General features: G+C 71.5%; 11 protein-coding genes. 7 read left to right on the top strand and 4 right to left on the bottom strand.

Going from position 1 to position 16,650, the window contains the following annotated elements:
• Positions 1-122: 122 nt before the first annotated feature.
• Entirely contained in the window at positions 123-2,804 is a 2,682-nt protein-coding gene (locus tag OG892_RS35985; protein WP_371631276.1) for a PA14 domain-containing protein, read from the bottom strand.
• A 679-nt stretch (positions 2,805-3,483) separates the two neighbouring features.
• A complete protein-coding gene (locus OG892_RS35980; RefSeq protein WP_371631275.1) occupies positions 3,484-4,185 on the bottom strand; it encodes a (2Fe-2S)-binding protein in 702 nt (233 codons plus the stop codon).
• A 222-nt stretch (positions 4,186-4,407) separates the two neighbouring features.
• On the opposite strand from OG892_RS35980, the gene OG892_RS35975 reads away from it, so the two are divergent.
• Positions 4,408-5,766, top strand: coding sequence for a DMT family transporter (locus OG892_RS35975; RefSeq protein ID WP_073734582.1), 1,359 nt, complete (start codon positions 4,408-4,410; stop codon positions 5,764-5,766).
• On the opposite strand, the gene OG892_RS35970 is transcribed toward OG892_RS35975, so the two are convergent.
• Positions 5,736-7,163 carry a transglycosylase family protein gene (locus OG892_RS35970; RefSeq protein WP_371631274.1) on the bottom strand — a complete coding sequence of 476 codons (1,428 nt, stop codon included), beginning with the start codon at positions 7,161-7,163 and terminating at the stop codon, positions 5,736-5,738. The genes OG892_RS35975 and OG892_RS35970 overlap by 31 nt on opposite strands.
• Positions 7,164-7,370: 207 nt before the next feature.
• Here OG892_RS35970 and OG892_RS35965 point away from each other — a divergent pair, with 207 nt between their 5' ends.
• The 3 genes from OG892_RS35965 (at position 7,371) to OG892_RS35955 (ending at position 11,721) form a co-directional block, all read left to right on the top strand.
• Positions 7,371-9,890, top strand: a complete 2,520-nt coding sequence (locus tag OG892_RS35965) for a beta-glucosidase (protein WP_371631273.1) — start codon at positions 7,371-7,373, stop codon at positions 9,888-9,890.
• Between the two features lie 8 nt (positions 9,891-9,898).
• A complete protein-coding gene (locus OG892_RS35960) occupies positions 9,899-11,008 on the top strand; it encodes a LacI family DNA-binding transcriptional regulator (protein WP_073734579.1) in 1,110 nt (369 codons plus the stop codon).
• Between the two features lie 146 nt (positions 11,009-11,154).
• Positions 11,155-11,721, top strand: a complete 567-nt coding sequence (locus OG892_RS35955; protein WP_073734578.1) for a hypothetical protein — start codon at positions 11,155-11,157, stop codon at positions 11,719-11,721.
• 176 nt (positions 11,722-11,897) lie between these two features.
• Here the strand turns inward: OG892_RS35955 and OG892_RS35950 are convergent, their stop codons facing one another.
• Positions 11,898-13,256 (bottom strand): ROK family transcriptional regulator, encoded by a 1,359-nt coding sequence (locus OG892_RS35950; protein WP_199884348.1) that lies wholly within the window; start codon positions 13,254-13,256, stop codon positions 11,898-11,900.
• A 145-nt stretch (positions 13,257-13,401) separates the two neighbouring features.
• Between OG892_RS35950 and OG892_RS35945 the strand changes: the two genes are divergently transcribed.
• The 3 genes from OG892_RS35945 (at position 13,402) to OG892_RS35935 (ending at position 16,636) form a co-directional block, all read left to right on the top strand.
• Positions 13,402-14,715, top strand: coding sequence for an ABC transporter substrate-binding protein (locus OG892_RS35945; RefSeq protein ID WP_073734576.1), 1,314 nt, complete (start codon positions 13,402-13,404; stop codon positions 14,713-14,715).
• A gap of 9 nt (positions 14,716-14,724) precedes the next feature.
• Positions 14,725-15,735, top strand: a complete 1,011-nt coding sequence (locus tag OG892_RS35940; protein ID WP_073734575.1) for a carbohydrate ABC transporter permease — start codon at positions 14,725-14,727, stop codon at positions 15,733-15,735.
• Positions 15,736-15,796: 61 nt separating this feature from the next.
• Positions 15,797-16,636, top strand: coding sequence for a carbohydrate ABC transporter permease (locus OG892_RS35935; RefSeq protein ID WP_073734574.1), 840 nt, complete (start codon positions 15,797-15,799; stop codon positions 16,634-16,636).
• The last annotated feature ends 14 nt before the right edge of the window (positions 16,637-16,650 follow it).

The following is a 16,650-nucleotide window of genomic DNA, read 5'->3' as shown; positions in this document are numbered from 1 at the left end:
ACTCCTTCGGACAACGTTGTCAGAGCGCGATCATTCTTGGTTCCCCGTCAGCCCCCGTCAAGAGGGCGGACGGACCCGCTCCGGCCCGCCCGCGAGGGCCGGGCCGGAGCGGGTCGTACGGATCAGCCGGTGGGGCATCCCGCCACGTCGGGCTGCGAGGCGTCGTGGATCAACGCCTGCTGGGCGTCGTGCACCCGCTTCACATCGGGTTTGACGACCCTGCGGTCGTAGGTGAGCAGACCGTTCAACTCGCCCTCCACGTCGGAGATCTGCGTGTACACGGCGCCGTTGCTGCCCTTGCAGGCGAGCGCGTGCACCTCGTCGAGCTTGGCGAGGTAGTCGTCCGTGTAGGTGGCCGGGTCGACGGCGATGTACGACTGCTGCACGGCCCAGGCGTGGCCGGGTACCGCCAGACCCAGTCCGCCGTACTCGCCGCTGATCAGGGCACGTTGACCGTCCGGCTTCGGCAGCGCCGGGCTCGGGTAGCCGTGCTCGTCGATGATGTCCCCGGTGCCGCCGTCGACGCCCAGGTTGATCCCGGACATGCTGTTGACCAGGCGCGTCGGGTCCCAGGACTTGGCCTGGTCGGCGATGCGGGCCTCGTCGTACTGGCCCCAGCCCTCGTTGAAGGTGACCCACATGACGACGGACGGGTGGCTGGAGTGTTCGTCGATCATCTCCTTCATCTCGTGCTCGTACTCGGTGCGGGCGGCGGCCGACGGGTTCACCGTGTTCATCGCCGGCATGTCCTGCCAGACCATCAGGCCCAGCTTGTCCGCCCAGTAGAACCAGCGGTCGGGCTCGACCTTGATGTGCTTGCGCACCGAGTTGAAGCCCATCGCCTTGTGCATCTTCAGGTCGTACGCGAGTGCCTCGTCGGTGGGCGCGGTGTGCAGCCCGTCCGGCCAGAACCCCTGGTCGAGGGTGGCCATCAGGAAGACCGGCTTGCCGTTGAGAACGGTGCGCGGGGTGCCGTTCACCTTCTCGACGGCGATGGACCGCATCCCGAAGTAGCTGCCGACCCGGTCGGAGCCGACGGAGACCTTGAGCTGGTAGAGGTGCGGATCGTCGGCGGACCACAGGTGCGGGTCCGGGATCCGCACCTTCAGGGCGGATCCGGTCCGCCCGGTGGCCGTGCCGACCTTGCGCTTGCCGTCGTACGCGGTCGCGGTGACGGGGACGCCGTCACGTGCGCCGCGTACCTCGACGGCGACGCTCTTGCCGGGGACGTCCGGGGTGATCTTCAGCGAGTCCGCGTGGTCGGCGGCGACCGGCTCCATCCAGACGGTCTGCCAGATGCCGGAGGACGGGGTGTACCAGATGCCGCTGGGGTCGAGGCGCTGTTTGCCCATCGGCGGGTTCTCGCCGTCCTCGGCATCGGTCGGGTCGTAGACGCCGACGATCAGCTCCTGGGTGCGGCCGGGCTTCAGCGCGTCGGTGACATCGGCGCTGAACTTGTCGTAGCCGCCCTTGTGTTCGGTGACCTTGTGCCCGTTGACGTACACCTCGGCCTGCCAGTCGACCGCGCCGAAGTTGAGCTGGAGCCGCTTGCCCGAGCCGACCTTCCAGTTCTTGGGCACGGTGAAGGTACGGCGGTACCACATGCGGTCCTCGTGCCGTTCGATCCCGGAGAGCTGGGATTCGACCGGATACGGGACGAGGATTTTCTCGCCGAGCTTCCTGCCCACCGGGGGCCGCTCCCCCGCCTTCGCCGCGGCGAACTCCCAGGAGCCGTTGAGGTTCTGCCAGTTGTCACGGGTGAGCTGGGGACGCGGGTACTCGGGGAGCGCGTTCTTCGGCCCCACCTCTTCGGCCCACTTCGTGCTCAGCTCGTGCGTGGAGTGGTTCGGCCCGCTGGACCAGAAGGCGCCGACCTGCTTGCCGTCCTCACCGGCCAGGGCGCCGTCGCCGTCGTAGCGGATGTCGGCCAGACCGGTCGCGTTGCCGGCCTTGTTGCCGACGACCGGTTCCTTGAGGGCGACGGTCAGGCTGCGCGGGTCCTTCGGGTCGGCCTTGACCGCGCCGAGCGGCCACTCGGCGCCACCGATCACGGCGTCGAGGTGGTTCACCAGGCCGGCCGGGAGCTTCCCGAGCTTCTGCGCGAAGTCCAGCTTGAGAGTGCGGCCGTCCGCGAGCACGGTGGCGGCGATGGCCCCGTCGTACGCGAAGTCGTCGGGCAGCCGGAAGGCGGACTGCGGCACCGGGACCTTCGTACCGCCGGGCTCGGTCCACTTGAGGTGGAGGTTCGAGCCGCCCTCGTGCTCGAAGTACTCGACCTTGAAGTCGTAGGCCTTGCCCGCGGTCAACTCGACCGGCTCGGAAGTCTGTTCCTTCTCCCAGTCGTCGACCCAGTGATCGATGACCGGCTTCCCGTCGATCCAGAGACGGAAACCGTTGTCCCCGATCATGGAGAAGGTGTGGGCGCCGGACTTCTCCGGCACGATCTTCCCGGTCCACCGGATGCTGGCGTCGTCGGCCTGCCCGGTGGCCGAGGACAGCCGCGACTCCAGACTCTGGAAGTCGATGCCCGGGTCGAATCCGGTGGCCTTCAGCTCACCGAAGTCGAAGGCTCCCGGGGCGGACTGGGTGTAGTACTCCCCCTTGAGCCCATGCACGTCGGCCGGGCTCCCGGGGTCCTGGTCCGCCGCGGAGGCGGCGGGTACGGCGGACAGTCCCGCGGCGCCGACGACGGCGGCCAGCAGCAGGACAAGCTTCTTTCTGATGCGCACGGATCCTCCTTGTGAGGAAGGGTGGCGGCTCGTTGCAACAGGATGTACAACGTTGGAAGGATTGGCAGTTGGCATGACAGCACGACCGATACGGCCCTGTCCAGGTGCATGACATTCGACTCTTCGGAGGGAACAACACCGGGAAAACCGGCGGCACATCGGCGCGGCACGGGGCAGGAGGCACCCCCGCCACGCCGCCCTTCAGCACGCCCGCGACCAGGGACTCGGTAGGCAGGGAGGCGCCCTCTGGGCACTCGGCGCCGGGCCGTGCCCGGACGACCGGCGCGTCGGTCTCTCCGCGGCCGACGCCCACGGCAGCCTCGGACTGAAGCGCGCTCCGCCGCTACAAGCAGCCGCACAGACCGACCCGGTGCACGCGGTCCTATTCGGTCCCGATCTCGTTCTGGATCAGGCATCCCGCCAGCGCCTTGCCATGGCCGGGGGGCAACTCTGCGCCGCCCTCGTCCTGATGGTGCTGGTGCGTCCGAGGGGCCGTGGCCACACGCGGCGGGAATGGGCCGGCATGGTCCTCTACGGCGCGGCGATGGCCGTGATGAACGTGGCCTTCTACTGCGCGGTGGGCCGCCTCCCGCTCGGCGTGGCGGCGACGCTGCTGTTCCTCGGGCCGTTCGTCGTGGCGGTCGCCTCGGCGCGCGCTCGGCGCGAAGCGCTCCTCCCAGCGGTCGGACTGGCGGGCGTAGTCCGGGTCACGGAACCGGCCGGGACGGTCGAGTGGGCGGGAATCGGACACGGTCTATACGCGCGCCGCCGCTCCGGGCGCGCTGTCGAAGACGCAGTCGCCGCACAGGCCGCCGCCCGGAACGCGGTAGTAGAGGCAGCAGGTGGTCCGGCGGAATCCCGGGCCGTGCGGGGCGCCGGTATCGCGCAGCTCGTGGTGGTCGAAGAGTTCGGCCGCCAGGGCTCTGGCGCGGGCGGCGACGTCCGGCCTGCCGTGCGTACGCGCCCAGCCGGTCAGCTGGCGTACGGTTCCGGCCAGTGCGGATCCGGCGTTGCCCCACAGAAGTCGGGGCGAGACCGCCGTGTCGCGGCGGATCGCCGCGGCGAGCGGTTCGAGATGGCCGTACTGGACGACGTCCCTGATCCGGGCCGCGGTGCCGGGCAGCAGCTCGGCGGAGTCCGTCCACAGGTCCTCGGGCGCCGGCCGGCTCGGGTCCCAGTGGAGGTTCTCCGGCCGCAGGTCCGGGAAACGGCCCGAGAGTGCCGCGGGGCCCAGCGCGCAGGACCACAGCCGTGCGGCCAGGCCCAGCTGCGCGACGGAGGCGGCCACCCGGCGCTCGGCCGTGCAGAGCCGCTCGGCGACGGTGTCGATGCGGGAGGTCAGCGGCTCCGTGTCGCCTTCGTACAGGCGGGTCAGCGCGCGGTGTCCCTCGTCCGGCGACGGGGCCGCCCCGAGCGCGAAGAACGCGCTCACCGAGGCCGCTCCCGGCTCTTCCATCGCGCTGCCCCTCCACTCTTCCGGCCACCTGTCGTGACGCCGCGGACACCAGGAGTGCCACGGCTCGCGGTCCACCGTATCCGTACGGGATGATCGTTCTGACGTCGGTCGCAGGGGGGACTACCGTCGGGAGGAGGACACCGTAACCACTGCCGTACTACCAAAGCAGTACGCCGGATCGCCGTCTCAGGGACGACGACGCGGCGGCTTTGAAGGGCCATCGTGGTGTACATGAGTTCCCTCGCGCTGTCCGTGCTGCTGTCACTGGTCTCCGCGGTCGCCTACGCGGCCGGCGCGATCGTCCAGGAGCGCGTCGCCACGGCCTCCGACGGCCGCTCGCTCGCTCCGCTGCGCAACCGGGTCTGGTGGGCCGCGGTCGCGCTGAACGGCGTGGGAGCGCTTCTGCACGTGGTCGCGCTGGCCTACGGTCCGCTCAGCCTCGTGCAGCCGCTGGGCGCCCTGACCATCGTCTTCGCCCTGCCGATGGCCGCCCTCTTCGTCCACCGCAGGGCCGGGGCGACGGCCTGGCGCGGCGCGGTCATGGCGACCGTCGGGCTGGCGGGTCTGCTCGCGCTCACCGGAAGCTCCGACGCGCACACCCTGGGCGGCCCGCAGCAGCTGATGCTCGGCTCGGTGACGTTCGGCGCGGTGGCGGCGCTCGCCCTGCTCTCGAAGGCGATGCGCCGGCCGGTGATGCGGAGCGTGGTCCTGGCCGCAGCCGCCGGTGTGGCGTTCGGTATCGCCTCCGTGTTCACGAAGACCGTGGCCATGGAGTGGACCTCGGGCTCTGTGGGGACCGGGCTGCCCGCCCTGCTGGTGATCGCGGCCCTCGCCGCCACCGGGCTGCTGCTGTCGCAGGCCGCGTACCGGGGCGCGGGTCTGACCGCCCCGCTCGCCACGGTCACCGTGGTGAATCCGGTGGTCGCGGCGGTCGTCGGCCTCACGCTGTTCGGTGAGTCGTTCCGGCACGGCACCGCGGGCGCCATGCTCGCCCTCGGCTGCGGCATAGTCGCGGCCGGCGGGCTGATCCTGCTCACCACGGAACGGATGGGCGCGGAGCGCCGGCGGGCCGAGGAGGCGGCGGCAGGCGGCGCGCGGCAGGCCGTGAGGAACGCGGACGAGGCTCCGGGCGCCCCCGGCTCACCCGCCGGGCCCGGTTCCGGTGCCTCAACCGGGCCTGCCGAAATCCCCGGACCCGGTGCTTCACCCGGGCCCGGCACGGAGGCCCGGGATTTCGGCGGGCCCGCCGGCTCCCCGGACCCGGCGGGCGCAGTACGGCAGCAGGCCGGGGCGCCGCGGGGCGCGGTGGCGTTCCCCGGGCCCGCGGGGCCGGAGCCATCGATTCCGGAAACGTTTCCCAGCCGGCCGTCGCCGGCTGTTCGGACCCCGCCGGAGCTCCGGTCGGTGCAGGTCGAGTTCGGTCCGTGCCCGCGGCCGCCGCACACCGTCGGCGCGGAGCGCGGCGGATCGCCCGCCGGGTCCACCGCCTCGCCCGCCGCTGCCGGCGCCACAGCCGTGACGGCCGATGACGCCGGTCGGGGCGGGACCGTTCAGACCTTGACGCCGCCCGCCCTGAGGTAGGCCAGCGGGTCGATGTCGGAGCCGTACTCGGGGCCGGTGCGGACCTCGAAGTGCAGGTGCGGACCCGTCACGTTGCCGGTGGCGCCGGAGCGGGCGATGCGCTGGCCCTCACCTACCCGCTGTCCGGCGCGCACGTGGAGCGCCGACAGGTGCGCGTACTGGCTGTACTTGCCGTCACTGTGCCGGATGACGATCTGGTAGCCGTACGCCCCTCCCCAGCCTGCCGTGACGACCGTGCCGGAAGACATCGCCTTGACCGAGGTGCCGGTGGGCACGGGGAAGTCGACGCCCGTGTGGTATCCGCTCGACCAGGCACCGGACTGCCGGTACTGGGTGCCGGTGCGGGCTTCGACCGGGGCCGTGATCCCGGCGTGCTTCGCGGTGTGCCCGCTCTTGTGGGCCTCGGTCTTCTTGTGGGTCTCGGTCTTCTTGTGGGTCTCGGTCTTCTTGTGGGCCTCGGCCTTGTGGGTCTCGGTCCTGTGGGTCTCGGTCCTGTGGGTCTCGGTCTTCTTAGGTGCGGGCCGGGCCTGCTGCTTGGGCTGTGCAACCGGCTTGGGGTGCGACGGCTTGGCCGTCTGCTCGGGGTGCGCACGCTTCGGTGCGGGCTGCGTCGTCCGCTTCGGCGCGGCCGGCCGGGCCGCCGGCTTCGGATCGGCCTTGGGGGCGCTCTTCGTGCCCGCCCTCGGGGTCCCGGCCAGGTCGAGGCTCAGCCGCTGGCCGGGGAAGATCAGGTCCGGGTCGTCACCGACGACCTTGCGGTTCGCCGAGTACAGCCGCTGCCAGGCGCCGAGGTCGCGGTCGGCCGCGATCCCGGAGAGCGAGTCGCCGCTCGCCACGGTGTACGAGTCGCGCTTGCCCGGCACCGATGTCGGCGTACCGGCCGCCGGGGTCTGCTTCGTCCGGGCCTTCGCGGGTGTCGAGGACTTGGCTTCGGTGGCCTTGGCTTCGGTGGCCGCCCGCTTCGGCGCCGCGACCTTGGTCGTCCGCTCGGTCTGCGGGCTGATGTCGGGAGAGTCACCGCCCCGCGCCAGTCCCGCCCGCGCGGAACAGACCGGCCAGGCGCCCGGCCCCTGACCCTTCAGGACCTTCTCCGCGATGGCGATCTGCTGGTCCCTGCTGGCCAGGTCGGCGCGTGGCGCGTACTCCGCGCCGCCGTACGCCGACCAGGTCGACCGGGTGAACTGGAGCCCGCCGAAATAGCCGTTACCGTTGTTGATGTGCCAGTTTCCGGTGGACTCGCACGCGGCCACCTTCTCCCAGACATCACCCGATGCCGCACCCGCCGACGCGGCCGTGATCAGCGGGAGTGCTAGTCCCGCACCGCCCGCTGTGACCAGCATCGAGGCGCGGTTGATGCGGCTCGGCTGATATCTGCGGTGCCGTCCGTTCGCGGCCATGACTTGGCTCCCCCACTGACAGTAGGACACGTCGCAAGCGGTCAACTTATGTGCTGACAACGGGTGATGACAAGAGCGCGGCCGGTAACCCGCTTCAACCCCCGCGCAACCGTTCCCCATTGACACGGTCGACGTCGGCCAGCGACGCTGACCCAGGTACGACGGGAGAGCGCTCTCCGGCTACGGGGAGCGCTGGGGTGAAGGGACATGGCCGTCATGACGGACGAAGAGATCGATCCGCTGCTGGAGAAGCTCGACGCCACGCAGAAGGTGCGTCTGCTGACCGGCGGGAGCACCTGGCGCACCCACCCCGAACCGGCTGTCGGACTGCGCGCCCTCACCCTCTCCGACGGACCCGCAGGGGTGCGTGGCGAGACGTGGGACGAGCGCGAGACCTCGCTCGTGCTCCCCTCCCCGACCGCGATGGCCGCCTCCTGGGACGAGCGGCTGCTCACGGACCTCGGCGCGCTGCTCGCCGCGGAGGCCCGCCGCAAGGGGGTGGACGTGGTCCTCGCCCCGACCCTCAACCTGCACCGCTCCCCGCTGGGCGGGCGGCACTTCGAGTGCTTCTCCGAGGACCCGCTGCTCACCGGGCGGACCGGGGCCGCGCTCATCAGGGGCATCCAGTCCGGCGGGGTCGCCGCCACCGCCAAGCACTTCGTCGCCAACGACGCCGAGACGGACCGGCTGACCGTCGACGTCCGCATGGACGAGCAGACCCTGCACGAGGTCTACCTCGCCCCCTTCGAGGCCGCGGTGGAGGCCGGGGTCTGGGCCGTGATGTCGGCGTACAACAAGGTCGACGGCGTGACGATGTCCGCGTCCCCGCTGCTGGAGAGCCCTCTCAAGAGCGACTGGGCATTCGACGGGACCGTCGTTTCGGACTGGGGAGGCGTACGGACCCTCCTGGACACCGCCCGCTCCGCACAGGACCTGGCGATGCCCGGACCCGACGGCCCCTGGGCGGCCGGCCTGCTCGCCGCCCTGGAGCGGGGGCTCGTCCCCGCGGAGGTGGTCGACGACAAGGTGCGGCGGCTGCTTCGGCTGGCGCGACGCGTGGGCGCGCTCGGCTCCCCCGGGCCGGTCAGGCGGCCCGCGGTGGCCCCCGCCGCCCGGCACGCCCTGCTGCGCCGCGCCGTCGCCGCCGGTTCGGTGCTGCTCCGCAACGACGGGCGGCTGCTCCCGCTCGATCCGGCGGCACTGCGCACGGTCGCGGTGATCGGCCCGCACGCCTCTGCGGTACGGATCCAGGGCGGCGGCAGCGCGGAGGTCTTTCCCGACTCCGTGGTCACTCCGCTGGCGGGGATCCAGGAGGCGCTGGGCGGGGACGTGCGGGTGACCTACCGGCCCGGGCTGCCGCCGTCGCCGCTGCCGCGCCCCCTCGGCCGGGACTGGTCGCGCGACCCCCGGTCGGGGGAACCGGGCGTGCTCGTGCGGCTGCTGGACGCGAGCGGGGCCGAACTCCACGCGGAGCACCGGCTGTCCGGCCGGATCGTGGAGCCCTCCGTCACGGTCGAGGGCGCCGCGGCCGTGGAGATCCGGGCCCTGGTCCGGCCGCCCGTGGGCGGGGTGTGGACCTGGGCGGTGGGCGGCTGGGGCGACATCTCGCTGTCCGTCGGCGGCCGGGAGGTGCTGGCCGGGACCTTCCCGCTGGACAGTGACGATCCGACCCGGGTCCACGTCGCGCCGCCCGAGCACGCCGCGCGGACCGAACTCGCGGCGGACGAGGAGGTGGAGGTGGTGGCGCTGCGCTCGCTCGCGCCGCGTTCCGGAGTCGCGACGATCCTCGCCGCCGCCCCGCCCGCCGGGGACGCGTCCGCCGCGCTCGCGGAGGCCGTGGCCGCCGCACGGGCCGCGGAGGTCGCCGTGGTGGTCGTGGGGACCACCGAGCAGAGCGAGTCCGAGGGGCACGACCGCGAGAGCCTCGAACTGCCCGAGGGGCAGGACGCGCTCGTCCGGGCCGTGGTGCGGGCCAACCCGCGCACGGTGGTCGTGGTCAACTCGGGCGGCCCGGTCGCCCTTCCCTGGCACTCCCGGGTGCCCGCACTGCTGCTCGCCTGGTTCCCGGGGCAGGAGGCCGGCGGCGGGCTGGCGGACGTACTGTTCGGCCGGGCGGAACCGGGCGGCCGGCTGCCGACCACCTGGGGCGCCGCCCAGGAGGACGTACCGGTGCTCGACACCCTGCCCGCCCCCGACGGGCGGCTGCGCTACGAGGAGGGCCAGCACATCGGCTACCGGGCCTGGCTGCGCTCCGGCTCCGCGCCCGCCTACTGGTTCGGCCACGGGCTGGGCTACACGGAGTGGGAGTACGAGGAGCTGACCGCCCCCGCCGGGGTACGGGCCGGGGAGCCGTTCGACGTACGGGTACGGGTGCGCAACACGGGCCGCCGGTCCGGCCGCGAGGTGGTCCAGGTCTATCTCGCCAGGAGCGGGTCCGCGGTGGAACGCCCGGTGCGCCGGCTGATCGGATACGCGGCCGTCCGCGCGAGGCCCGGGGAGAGCGTGGTCGCGGTGGTGCGGGTGTCCGGGCGGGCCCTGGCGCACTGGTCGGCCGAGCGGCACGGCTGGGAGACGGAGCCCGGCGGGTTCACGCTGCTGGCCGGCCGCTCGGCGGGCGAACTGCCGCTCAGCGCGACGCTGACGGCGACCGGGGCGGCACCCTCGCCGGGCACCGGTGTTCCGGAGGCGCCGCACCGTAATGGAGAGCGCTCTCCGTCGGTGCTATAAATGCGCTCATGACGGATGATCTGCGCTCGGCCGGTACACCCACCCTGGAGGACGTGGCGAGGGCGGCCGGAGTCTCCCGCGCCACCGTCTCCCGGGTGATCAACGGAGTACGCAATGTCGATCCGGTGATCCAGGAGGCCGTGCGCCGGGCGGTCGCCAGCACCGGATACGCCCCCAACCGCGCGGCGCGCTCGCTGGTGACCCGGCGCACCGACGCCATCGCGCTGGTGGTCTCGGGCGCCGGGGTGGAGAGCGAACCGGCGGACGGGGCGCGCCCGTCCGGCTCCGGGCCAGCGGAGGCCGGCGAGCCCGACAGCGGTTCCGCGTTCACCGCACAGGTGTTCGCGGACCCGTTCTTCGGCCGGGTGGTGACCGGAGTGGTCAACTACCTGCGGCCCCGCGGCATGCACCCGGTGCTGATGTTCGCCGAGACGTCACGGGCCCGGGAGGACGTGGTCTCGTTCCTCCGCCAGGGCAGCGCCGACGGCGCGCTGGTCGTCTCGACGCACGCGGAGGACCCGCTGCCGGGTCTGCTGACGGACGCGGGGCTGCCCGCGGTGCTGTACGCGCGGCCGGCCCGCCCGGTCCGGATCAGCTATGTCGACCTCGCCCACCAGGACGGGGCGCGGCTGGCGGCCGAGCATCTGCTGGCGCGGGGCTGCCGCCGCATCGCGACCATCACCGGCCCGCTCGACGTACCCGCCGGGCAGGAACGGCTGGCGGGCTTCCGCGACACGATGACGGGGCTCGGGCACCCGTACATCCCGATCGCGGAGGGGCAGTTCACCCAGGAGAGCGGCGAGGCCGCGATGGAGCGGCTGCTGGTCGAACATCCGGACGTGGACGCGGTGTTCGCGGCCAACGACCTGATGGCGGTGGGCGCCTGCCACGTCCTGCGGGAACACGGGAAACGGGTGCCGGAGGACGTCGCGGTGATCGGGTTCGACGACAGCAGCGCGGCGTCCGCCTGCCGCCCGCCCCTGACCACGATCCGGCAGCCCGTCGAGGCGATGGCCGCCGAGATGGCCCGGCTGCTCATCGAACGGCTGGCGAAGCCGGACGGGGCGACGACCTCCGTGATCTTCGAACCGGCGCTGGTGGTGCGGGACTCGGCGTAGGAGCCGCCGGGCGCGAGGAGTCGGAGGAGCTGTCCGGGGCGAGGAGTCCGTACCGGGCCCGCGACGTCCGGGGTTGCGCGATCACGGCCGCCGCGGAAAGTATCGGGCGGTCGCCGCGCCGTCGCGCCACCTGATCGGAGTTCCCTGTGAGTCTGGCCGACCGGATACTCCCTCTCGCGGGTGTCGCCCTCGGGGCGCTCATGTCGTACGTGATGACCAGCCTCAACGAGCGGACCAGGTGGCGCAGGCAGCAGGCCGTGCGGTGGGACGAACGCCGGTTGACGGCCTACGCCGAGTACGCCCACGCCGTCAAGGAACTGGCGGCCGGATACCGGACCCTGGCCGCCGCCCGCGGCCTGACACCGGGCCCGACGTCTCCGGAGCCGGCACCCGGCATGCTCGTGGAGCTCGGCGCGCTGGAGGCCCGCCGGTCCGCGCTCTCCGAGACGCTCGCGCTGCTCGGTGACACCGAGGCGAACACCGCCTCGAAGACGCTGGACCACTGTGTGTGGCGGCTTGAGTGCCTGGCCCGCGGGATCGCCACGGAGGCCGAACAGGACTGGGACCAGGCGTATCTGGAGTTCCGCCAGGCTCGGGACCGCTACGTCGCGCACGCTCGGGCCGATCTCGGCGTCCCGGGGTCCGTGGCCCGGGACGTGGTCTGGCCGGCCGCGTGGCGTCCCACGGGCCGGTCGTCGTCCTCGCCGCACTGACCCGTACCCGGCGAACGGCCCGTACACCGCCGTACCCGGCGAACAGCCCGTACGCCACCGGAACGGCGCCGGCCCCGCCCACCCCGTCCGGGGCCCGTCCCACGCCGCGTCACGCCGGTCCCCGCGCCGTCCACGCCGCCGCCCGCGCGCCACGCCGCGCCGCCGTTCACGCCCCCTCAGCCCGTCGCGTCCGAAGCGGTGTGCGGGTGCTCCCGCTTGCGTACGGCGTCCGCGGCGGTCCGGAATCCCGGCGCGAGGGCGCTGGGCCGGGGCTCGGGGGCCGGGCGGCTGCCGCCCCTGGCGAGGAAGTCGGCGAGCGGCAGCGTCGCGGCGCCGACCGTGACCGCGTCGGGGCCGAGGCGGCCCATCTCGATCGTGGTGCGGGCCGCGGCGTGCCGGAGCGCGTACTCCTGGGCGTAGCGGCGGATGTCCGGCAGCAGGTGCGGTCCGATCAGCAGGCCCGCCCAGCCGCCGAGCAGGATGCGTTCGGGCAGGAAGAGGTTGATCAGGTCGCCCAGCGCGGCGCCCAGGCATTCGGCCGTCTCGTCCAGGAGTGACACCGCCAGCGGGTCGGGCTCGCCGCCGGGGCCGGGGTAGGCCGCGGCCAGCAGCGCGGCGAGCGCGGTCTCGTCGTCGGCGTCGGCGGCGAGCGGGCCACCCGCCTCGTGCCAGCGCTCGCGCATCGCCTCCGCGCCCGCGTACGCCTCCAGGCAGCCGATGGAGCCGCACCGGCAGCGGCGTCCGCGCAGCTGAACGGTGGTGTGACCCCATTCGAGGGCCATGCTGCTGCGGTCCTCGTCGAGCAGGTCGCCGTGGTTCACGCAGGCTCCGACGCCGGAGCCGATGAGCGCGATGGCCGAGGCTCCCGCACCCCGGCCGCCGCCGAACCACATCTCGGCCTGGCCCAGCGTCTTGGCGCCGTTGTCGATGAAGAACGGCACCTCGGGCGGGACCCGGACGGCCGCACGGAGCAGCTGCTCGAAGGGGACGGCGCTCCAGTCGATCGTCTGGCCGTGGACGACGGAGCCCACATCGCCGACGGCGCCCTCCGGGGCGTCCCGCTCGATGATTCCCGGGACGCCGATCCCGATGCCGAGCAGCCGGCGCGGATCGGCCCCGGCATCGCGCAGCACATCGGCGACCCCGCTGCGGACGTGGCCGACGATGCGGCTGACGTCGTAACCGTGCTGGGCCAGCAGCCTTTCGGTGCGGGCGAGTTCGGTGAGGGCGAGATCGAAGAGCTCCACCCTGATCCGGGTCTCCCCGATGTCGATGCCGATCAGGAGACCGCCCCCGGGCGCGACGCGCAGCAGTGTGCGGGGGCGGCCGCCGTCGGAATCGACGACTCCGGCCTCCTCCAGGAGGCCCTCGGCATCAAGTTCCGTAACAACGTTGCTGATGGAACCCGAGCTCAGCCCCGTGGCGGGACCGAGCTCCTGGCGGCTCAGCGGGCCGTCGAAATACAACCGTTGCAATACCCTTGCCCGGTTGCCCCGTCGCAGGTCACGCACGGTCCGTCTGTTGCGCTCAGCCATGTGGCTCCTTCCCTTCCCGCAACATACCGTGACCGCGGGACTTGACGCGACCTTCTCTCACCTCTTAAATCACGTCATAAATTAAGTCCTGAAGACCGTTCGGTTCTCGAACACGGCCTTCCTCCCCGGAAAGGGGCCATCCAGCATGCGCAACGTCAGAGCCGCAGCAGCAGTCACCCTCGCGATCTCCATCGCCGCCGGCGTCACCGGCTGCGGAGGCGGTTCGTCCGCCTCGGGCGGCAGCAACGATTCGCCGAAGACCCTCACCTACTGGGCGTCCAACCAGGGCCCCAGCATCGAGGCCGACAAGAAGATCCTCACCCCCGAGCTGAAGAAGTTCGAGAAGCAGACCGGCATCAAGGTCAAGCTGGAGGTCGTGCCCTGGGCCGATCTGCTCAACCGGATCCTCGCCGCCACCACGTCGGGGCAGGGCCCGGACGTGCTGAACATCGGCAACACCTGGTCGGCATCGCTTCAGGCGACGGGCGCGCTGCTCCCCTGGAACAAGGAGAACTTCGACGCGATCGGCGGCCGGGACCGCTTCGTCGAGTCGGCGGTCGCCTCGGCCGGCGCGGCGGACAAGGACCCCTCCGCGGTGCCGCTGTACTCCCTCGCGTACGCCCTCTACTACAACAAGAAGAGCTTCGCGGAGGCGGGCATCAGCAAGCCGCCGACCACCTGGGACGAGCTGGTCGCGGACGGCAAGAAGCTCTCCAAGGACGGCAAGTGGGGGCTGGGCGCCGAGGGCTCCAACCTCTCCAACAACATCCACCAGACCTTCGTCCTGGGCCAGCAGCACGGCGCGGACTTCTTCGACAAGTCGGGCAAGGCGACCTTCACCTCCGACGGTGCCGTCGCCGCCGTGAAGCAGTACATCGACTTCATGGCCAAGGACAAGATCATCGCTCCGGGCAACGCGGAGTACGCCCAGAACCAGTCCCTGACGGACTTCGCCAAGGGCAAGACCGCGATGGTGCTGTGGCAGGCCGCCGCCTCCACCTTCGCCTCCCAGGGCATGAAGCCCGAGGACTGGGGCGCGGCCCCGGTCCCCGTCGCCGCCGGGACCCCGGGCACCGGCAAGAGCACCAACTCCATGGTCGCCGGCATCAACATGGCGGTGTTCAAGAACACCAAGAACATCGACGGCGCCAAGAAGTTCGTGAAGTTCATGACCAGCGACGCCGAGCAGAAGCTGCTCAACAAGACCTACGGGTCGATTCCGCCGGTCAAGACCGCCCAGGCCGACGAGGCGTTCTCCGCCCCCGACCTGAAGGTCCTGCGCGACACCCTGTCCACGAGCGCCGCCCCGCTGCCGCAGGTGCCGAACGAGTCGCAGTTCGAGACGGCCGTGGGTACGGCGGTCAAGGAGCTGTGGGCCGACGCCGCAGCCGGACGCCCCGTGACCACCGAATCCGTCAAGGCGCGCCTCGAAAAGGCCCAGCAGACGATGCAGCAGTAAGGCTCCCTCATGACCGCCACCGTGACCACCGACAGCCGGACGGAAAAGTCGGACAGGGTGACGAGCCGGGGCAACGGGGGTGCGCGCAGGAGACTGCCGCGCATCCCCGACCGGATCCGCCAGGGCGGACTGCCCTATCTCCTGCTCCTGCCGGCCGTCCTGCTCGAACTCCTCGTCCACGTGATTCCGATGGTTATCGGAATCGTGATGAGCTTCCGCGAGCTCACGCAGTTCTACATCAACAACTGGGGCGGAGCGCCCTGGAGCGGCTTCGACAACTACAAGATCGCCGTGGACGTCAACGCCCCGATCGGCGAGGCGCTGCTCCACTCGTTCTTCGTCACCTGTGTCTTCACGTTCTTCGCCGTCGGCCTGGCCTGGCTGTTCGGGGTCGCGGCGGCGATCATGCTGCAGGAGAACTTCCGCGGCCGGGGCTTCCTCCGGGCGATCTTCCTCGTGCCGTACGCCCTGCCGGTCTACGCGGCCGTCATCACCTGGGCGTTCATGTTCCAGCGGGACAACGGCCTGGTCAACCACGTGCTGCACGACCAGCTCGGGCTGACCGACCAGCCGTCCTTCTGGCTGATCGGTGACAACAGCATCTACGCCCTGATCGTCGTCTCGGTCTGGAAGGGCTGGCCGTTCGCCTTCCTCATCGTGATGGCGGGCCTCCAGAACATCCCGCGCGAGCTGTACGAGGCCTCCGCGATCGACGGCGCCGGCGTCTGGCAGCAGATCCGCAAGATCACCCTGCCCGCGCTGCGCCCGGTCAACCAGGTCCTCGTGCTCGTCCTGTTCCTGTGGACGTTCAACGACTTCAACACCCCGTACGTGCTGTTCGGGAAGGCGGCGCCGGAGAACGCGGACCTGATCTCGATCCACATCTACCAGTCGTCGTTCGTCACCTGGAACTTCGGCACCGGATCCGCCATGTCCGTCCTCCTGCTGCTCTTCCTGCTGCTCGTGACGGCCGGCTACCTGCTCATCACCTCACGCGGAAGGAAGGGCACCGATGCCTAGCAATGCCCAGTCGGCCGTGGCACCCGGGGCGTCGAAGTCCCGGGCCCGGAGGCGGTCCCCGATGGCCGCCCCGCAGTCCTTCCTCTGGACCCGCCGCGTCATCCTGACCTTCCTGGCCGCCTTCGCGCTGCTGCCCGTCTACGTGATGATCAGCAGTTCGCTCAAGCCGCTCCAGGACGTCTCGGGGAAGTTCCACTGGATACCGTCCGGGCTGACGGTCCAGCCGTACTTCGACATCTGGGACACCGTCCCGCTGGCCCGGTACTTCGTCAACTCGCTGGTCGTGGCGGGTTCGGCGACGGTCCTCTCGGTGATCATCGCGGTGTTCTCCGCGTACGCCGTGAGCCGCTACAAGTTCCGCGGCAAGCGCGTCTTCACCGTCACGGTGCTCTCCACCCAGATGTTCCCCGGCATCCTCTTCCTGCTCCCGCTGTTCCTGATCTTCGTCAACATCGGGAACAGCACCGGCATCGCGCTGTACGGCTCGCGCGGCGGACTGATCCTCACGTATCTGACGTTCTCGCTGCCGTTCTCCATCTGGATGCTCATCGGCTACTTCGACTCGATCCCGAAGGATCTGGACGAGGCGGCCCTGGTGGACGGCTGCGGACCGCTCGGCGCCCTGTTCCGGGTCGTCGTGCCGGCCGCCGTGCCGGGCATCGTCGCCGTCGCCGTGTACGCCTTCATGACGGCCTGGGGCGAGGTGCTCTTCGCGTCCGTCATGACCAACGACACCACCCGCACCCTGGCCGTCGGCCTCCAGGGCTACGCCACCCAGAACGACGTGTACTGGAACCAGGTCATGGCCGCCTCGCTCGTCGTCAGCGTCCCGATCGTCGCCGGGTTCCTGCTGCTCCAGCGGTACCTCGTCGCGGGCCTCACGGCGGGAGCCGTCAAGTGACCACTTCGGAAAGG

It is taken from the genome of Streptomyces sp. NBC_00341 (genome assembly GCF_041435055.1).
Lineage (GTDB): Bacteria > Actinomycetota > Actinomycetes > Streptomycetales > Streptomycetaceae > Streptomyces.
This window is presented reverse-complemented; position numbering and strand designations above follow the sequence as displayed.

What these genes read in the sequence shown, in the direction of transcription:
- OG892_RS35985 (WP_371631276.1), bottom strand. Translation starts at nt 2,804, where the DNA reads ATGCCAACTGCCAATCCTTCCAACGTTGTACATCCTGTTGCAACGAGC.
- OG892_RS35980 (WP_371631275.1), bottom strand. Translation starts at nt 4,185, where the DNA reads ATGGAAGAGCCGGGAGCGGCCTCGGTGAGCGCGTTCTTCGCGCTCGGG.
- OG892_RS35970 (WP_371631274.1), bottom strand. Translation starts at nt 7,163, where the DNA reads ATGGCCGCGAACGGACGGCACCGCAGATATCAGCCGAGCCGCATCAAC.
- OG892_RS35965 (WP_371631273.1), top strand. Translation starts at nt 7,371, where the DNA reads ATGGCCGTCATGACGGACGAAGAGATCGATCCGCTGCTGGAGAAGCTC.
- OG892_RS35960 (WP_073734579.1), top strand. Translation starts at nt 9,899, where the DNA reads ATGACGGATGATCTGCGCTCGGCCGGTACACCCACCCTGGAGGACGTG.
- OG892_RS35950 (WP_199884348.1), bottom strand. Translation starts at nt 13,256, where the DNA reads ATGGCTGAGCGCAACAGACGGACCGTGCGTGACCTGCGACGGGGCAAC.
- OG892_RS35945 (WP_073734576.1), top strand. Translation starts at nt 13,402, where the DNA reads ATGCGCAACGTCAGAGCCGCAGCAGCAGTCACCCTCGCGATCTCCATC.
- OG892_RS35940 (WP_073734575.1), top strand. Translation starts at nt 14,725, where the DNA reads ATGACCGCCACCGTGACCACCGACAGCCGGACGGAAAAGTCGGACAGG.
- OG892_RS35935 (WP_073734574.1), top strand. Translation starts at nt 15,797, where the DNA reads ATGGCCGCCCCGCAGTCCTTCCTCTGGACCCGCCGCGTCATCCTGACC.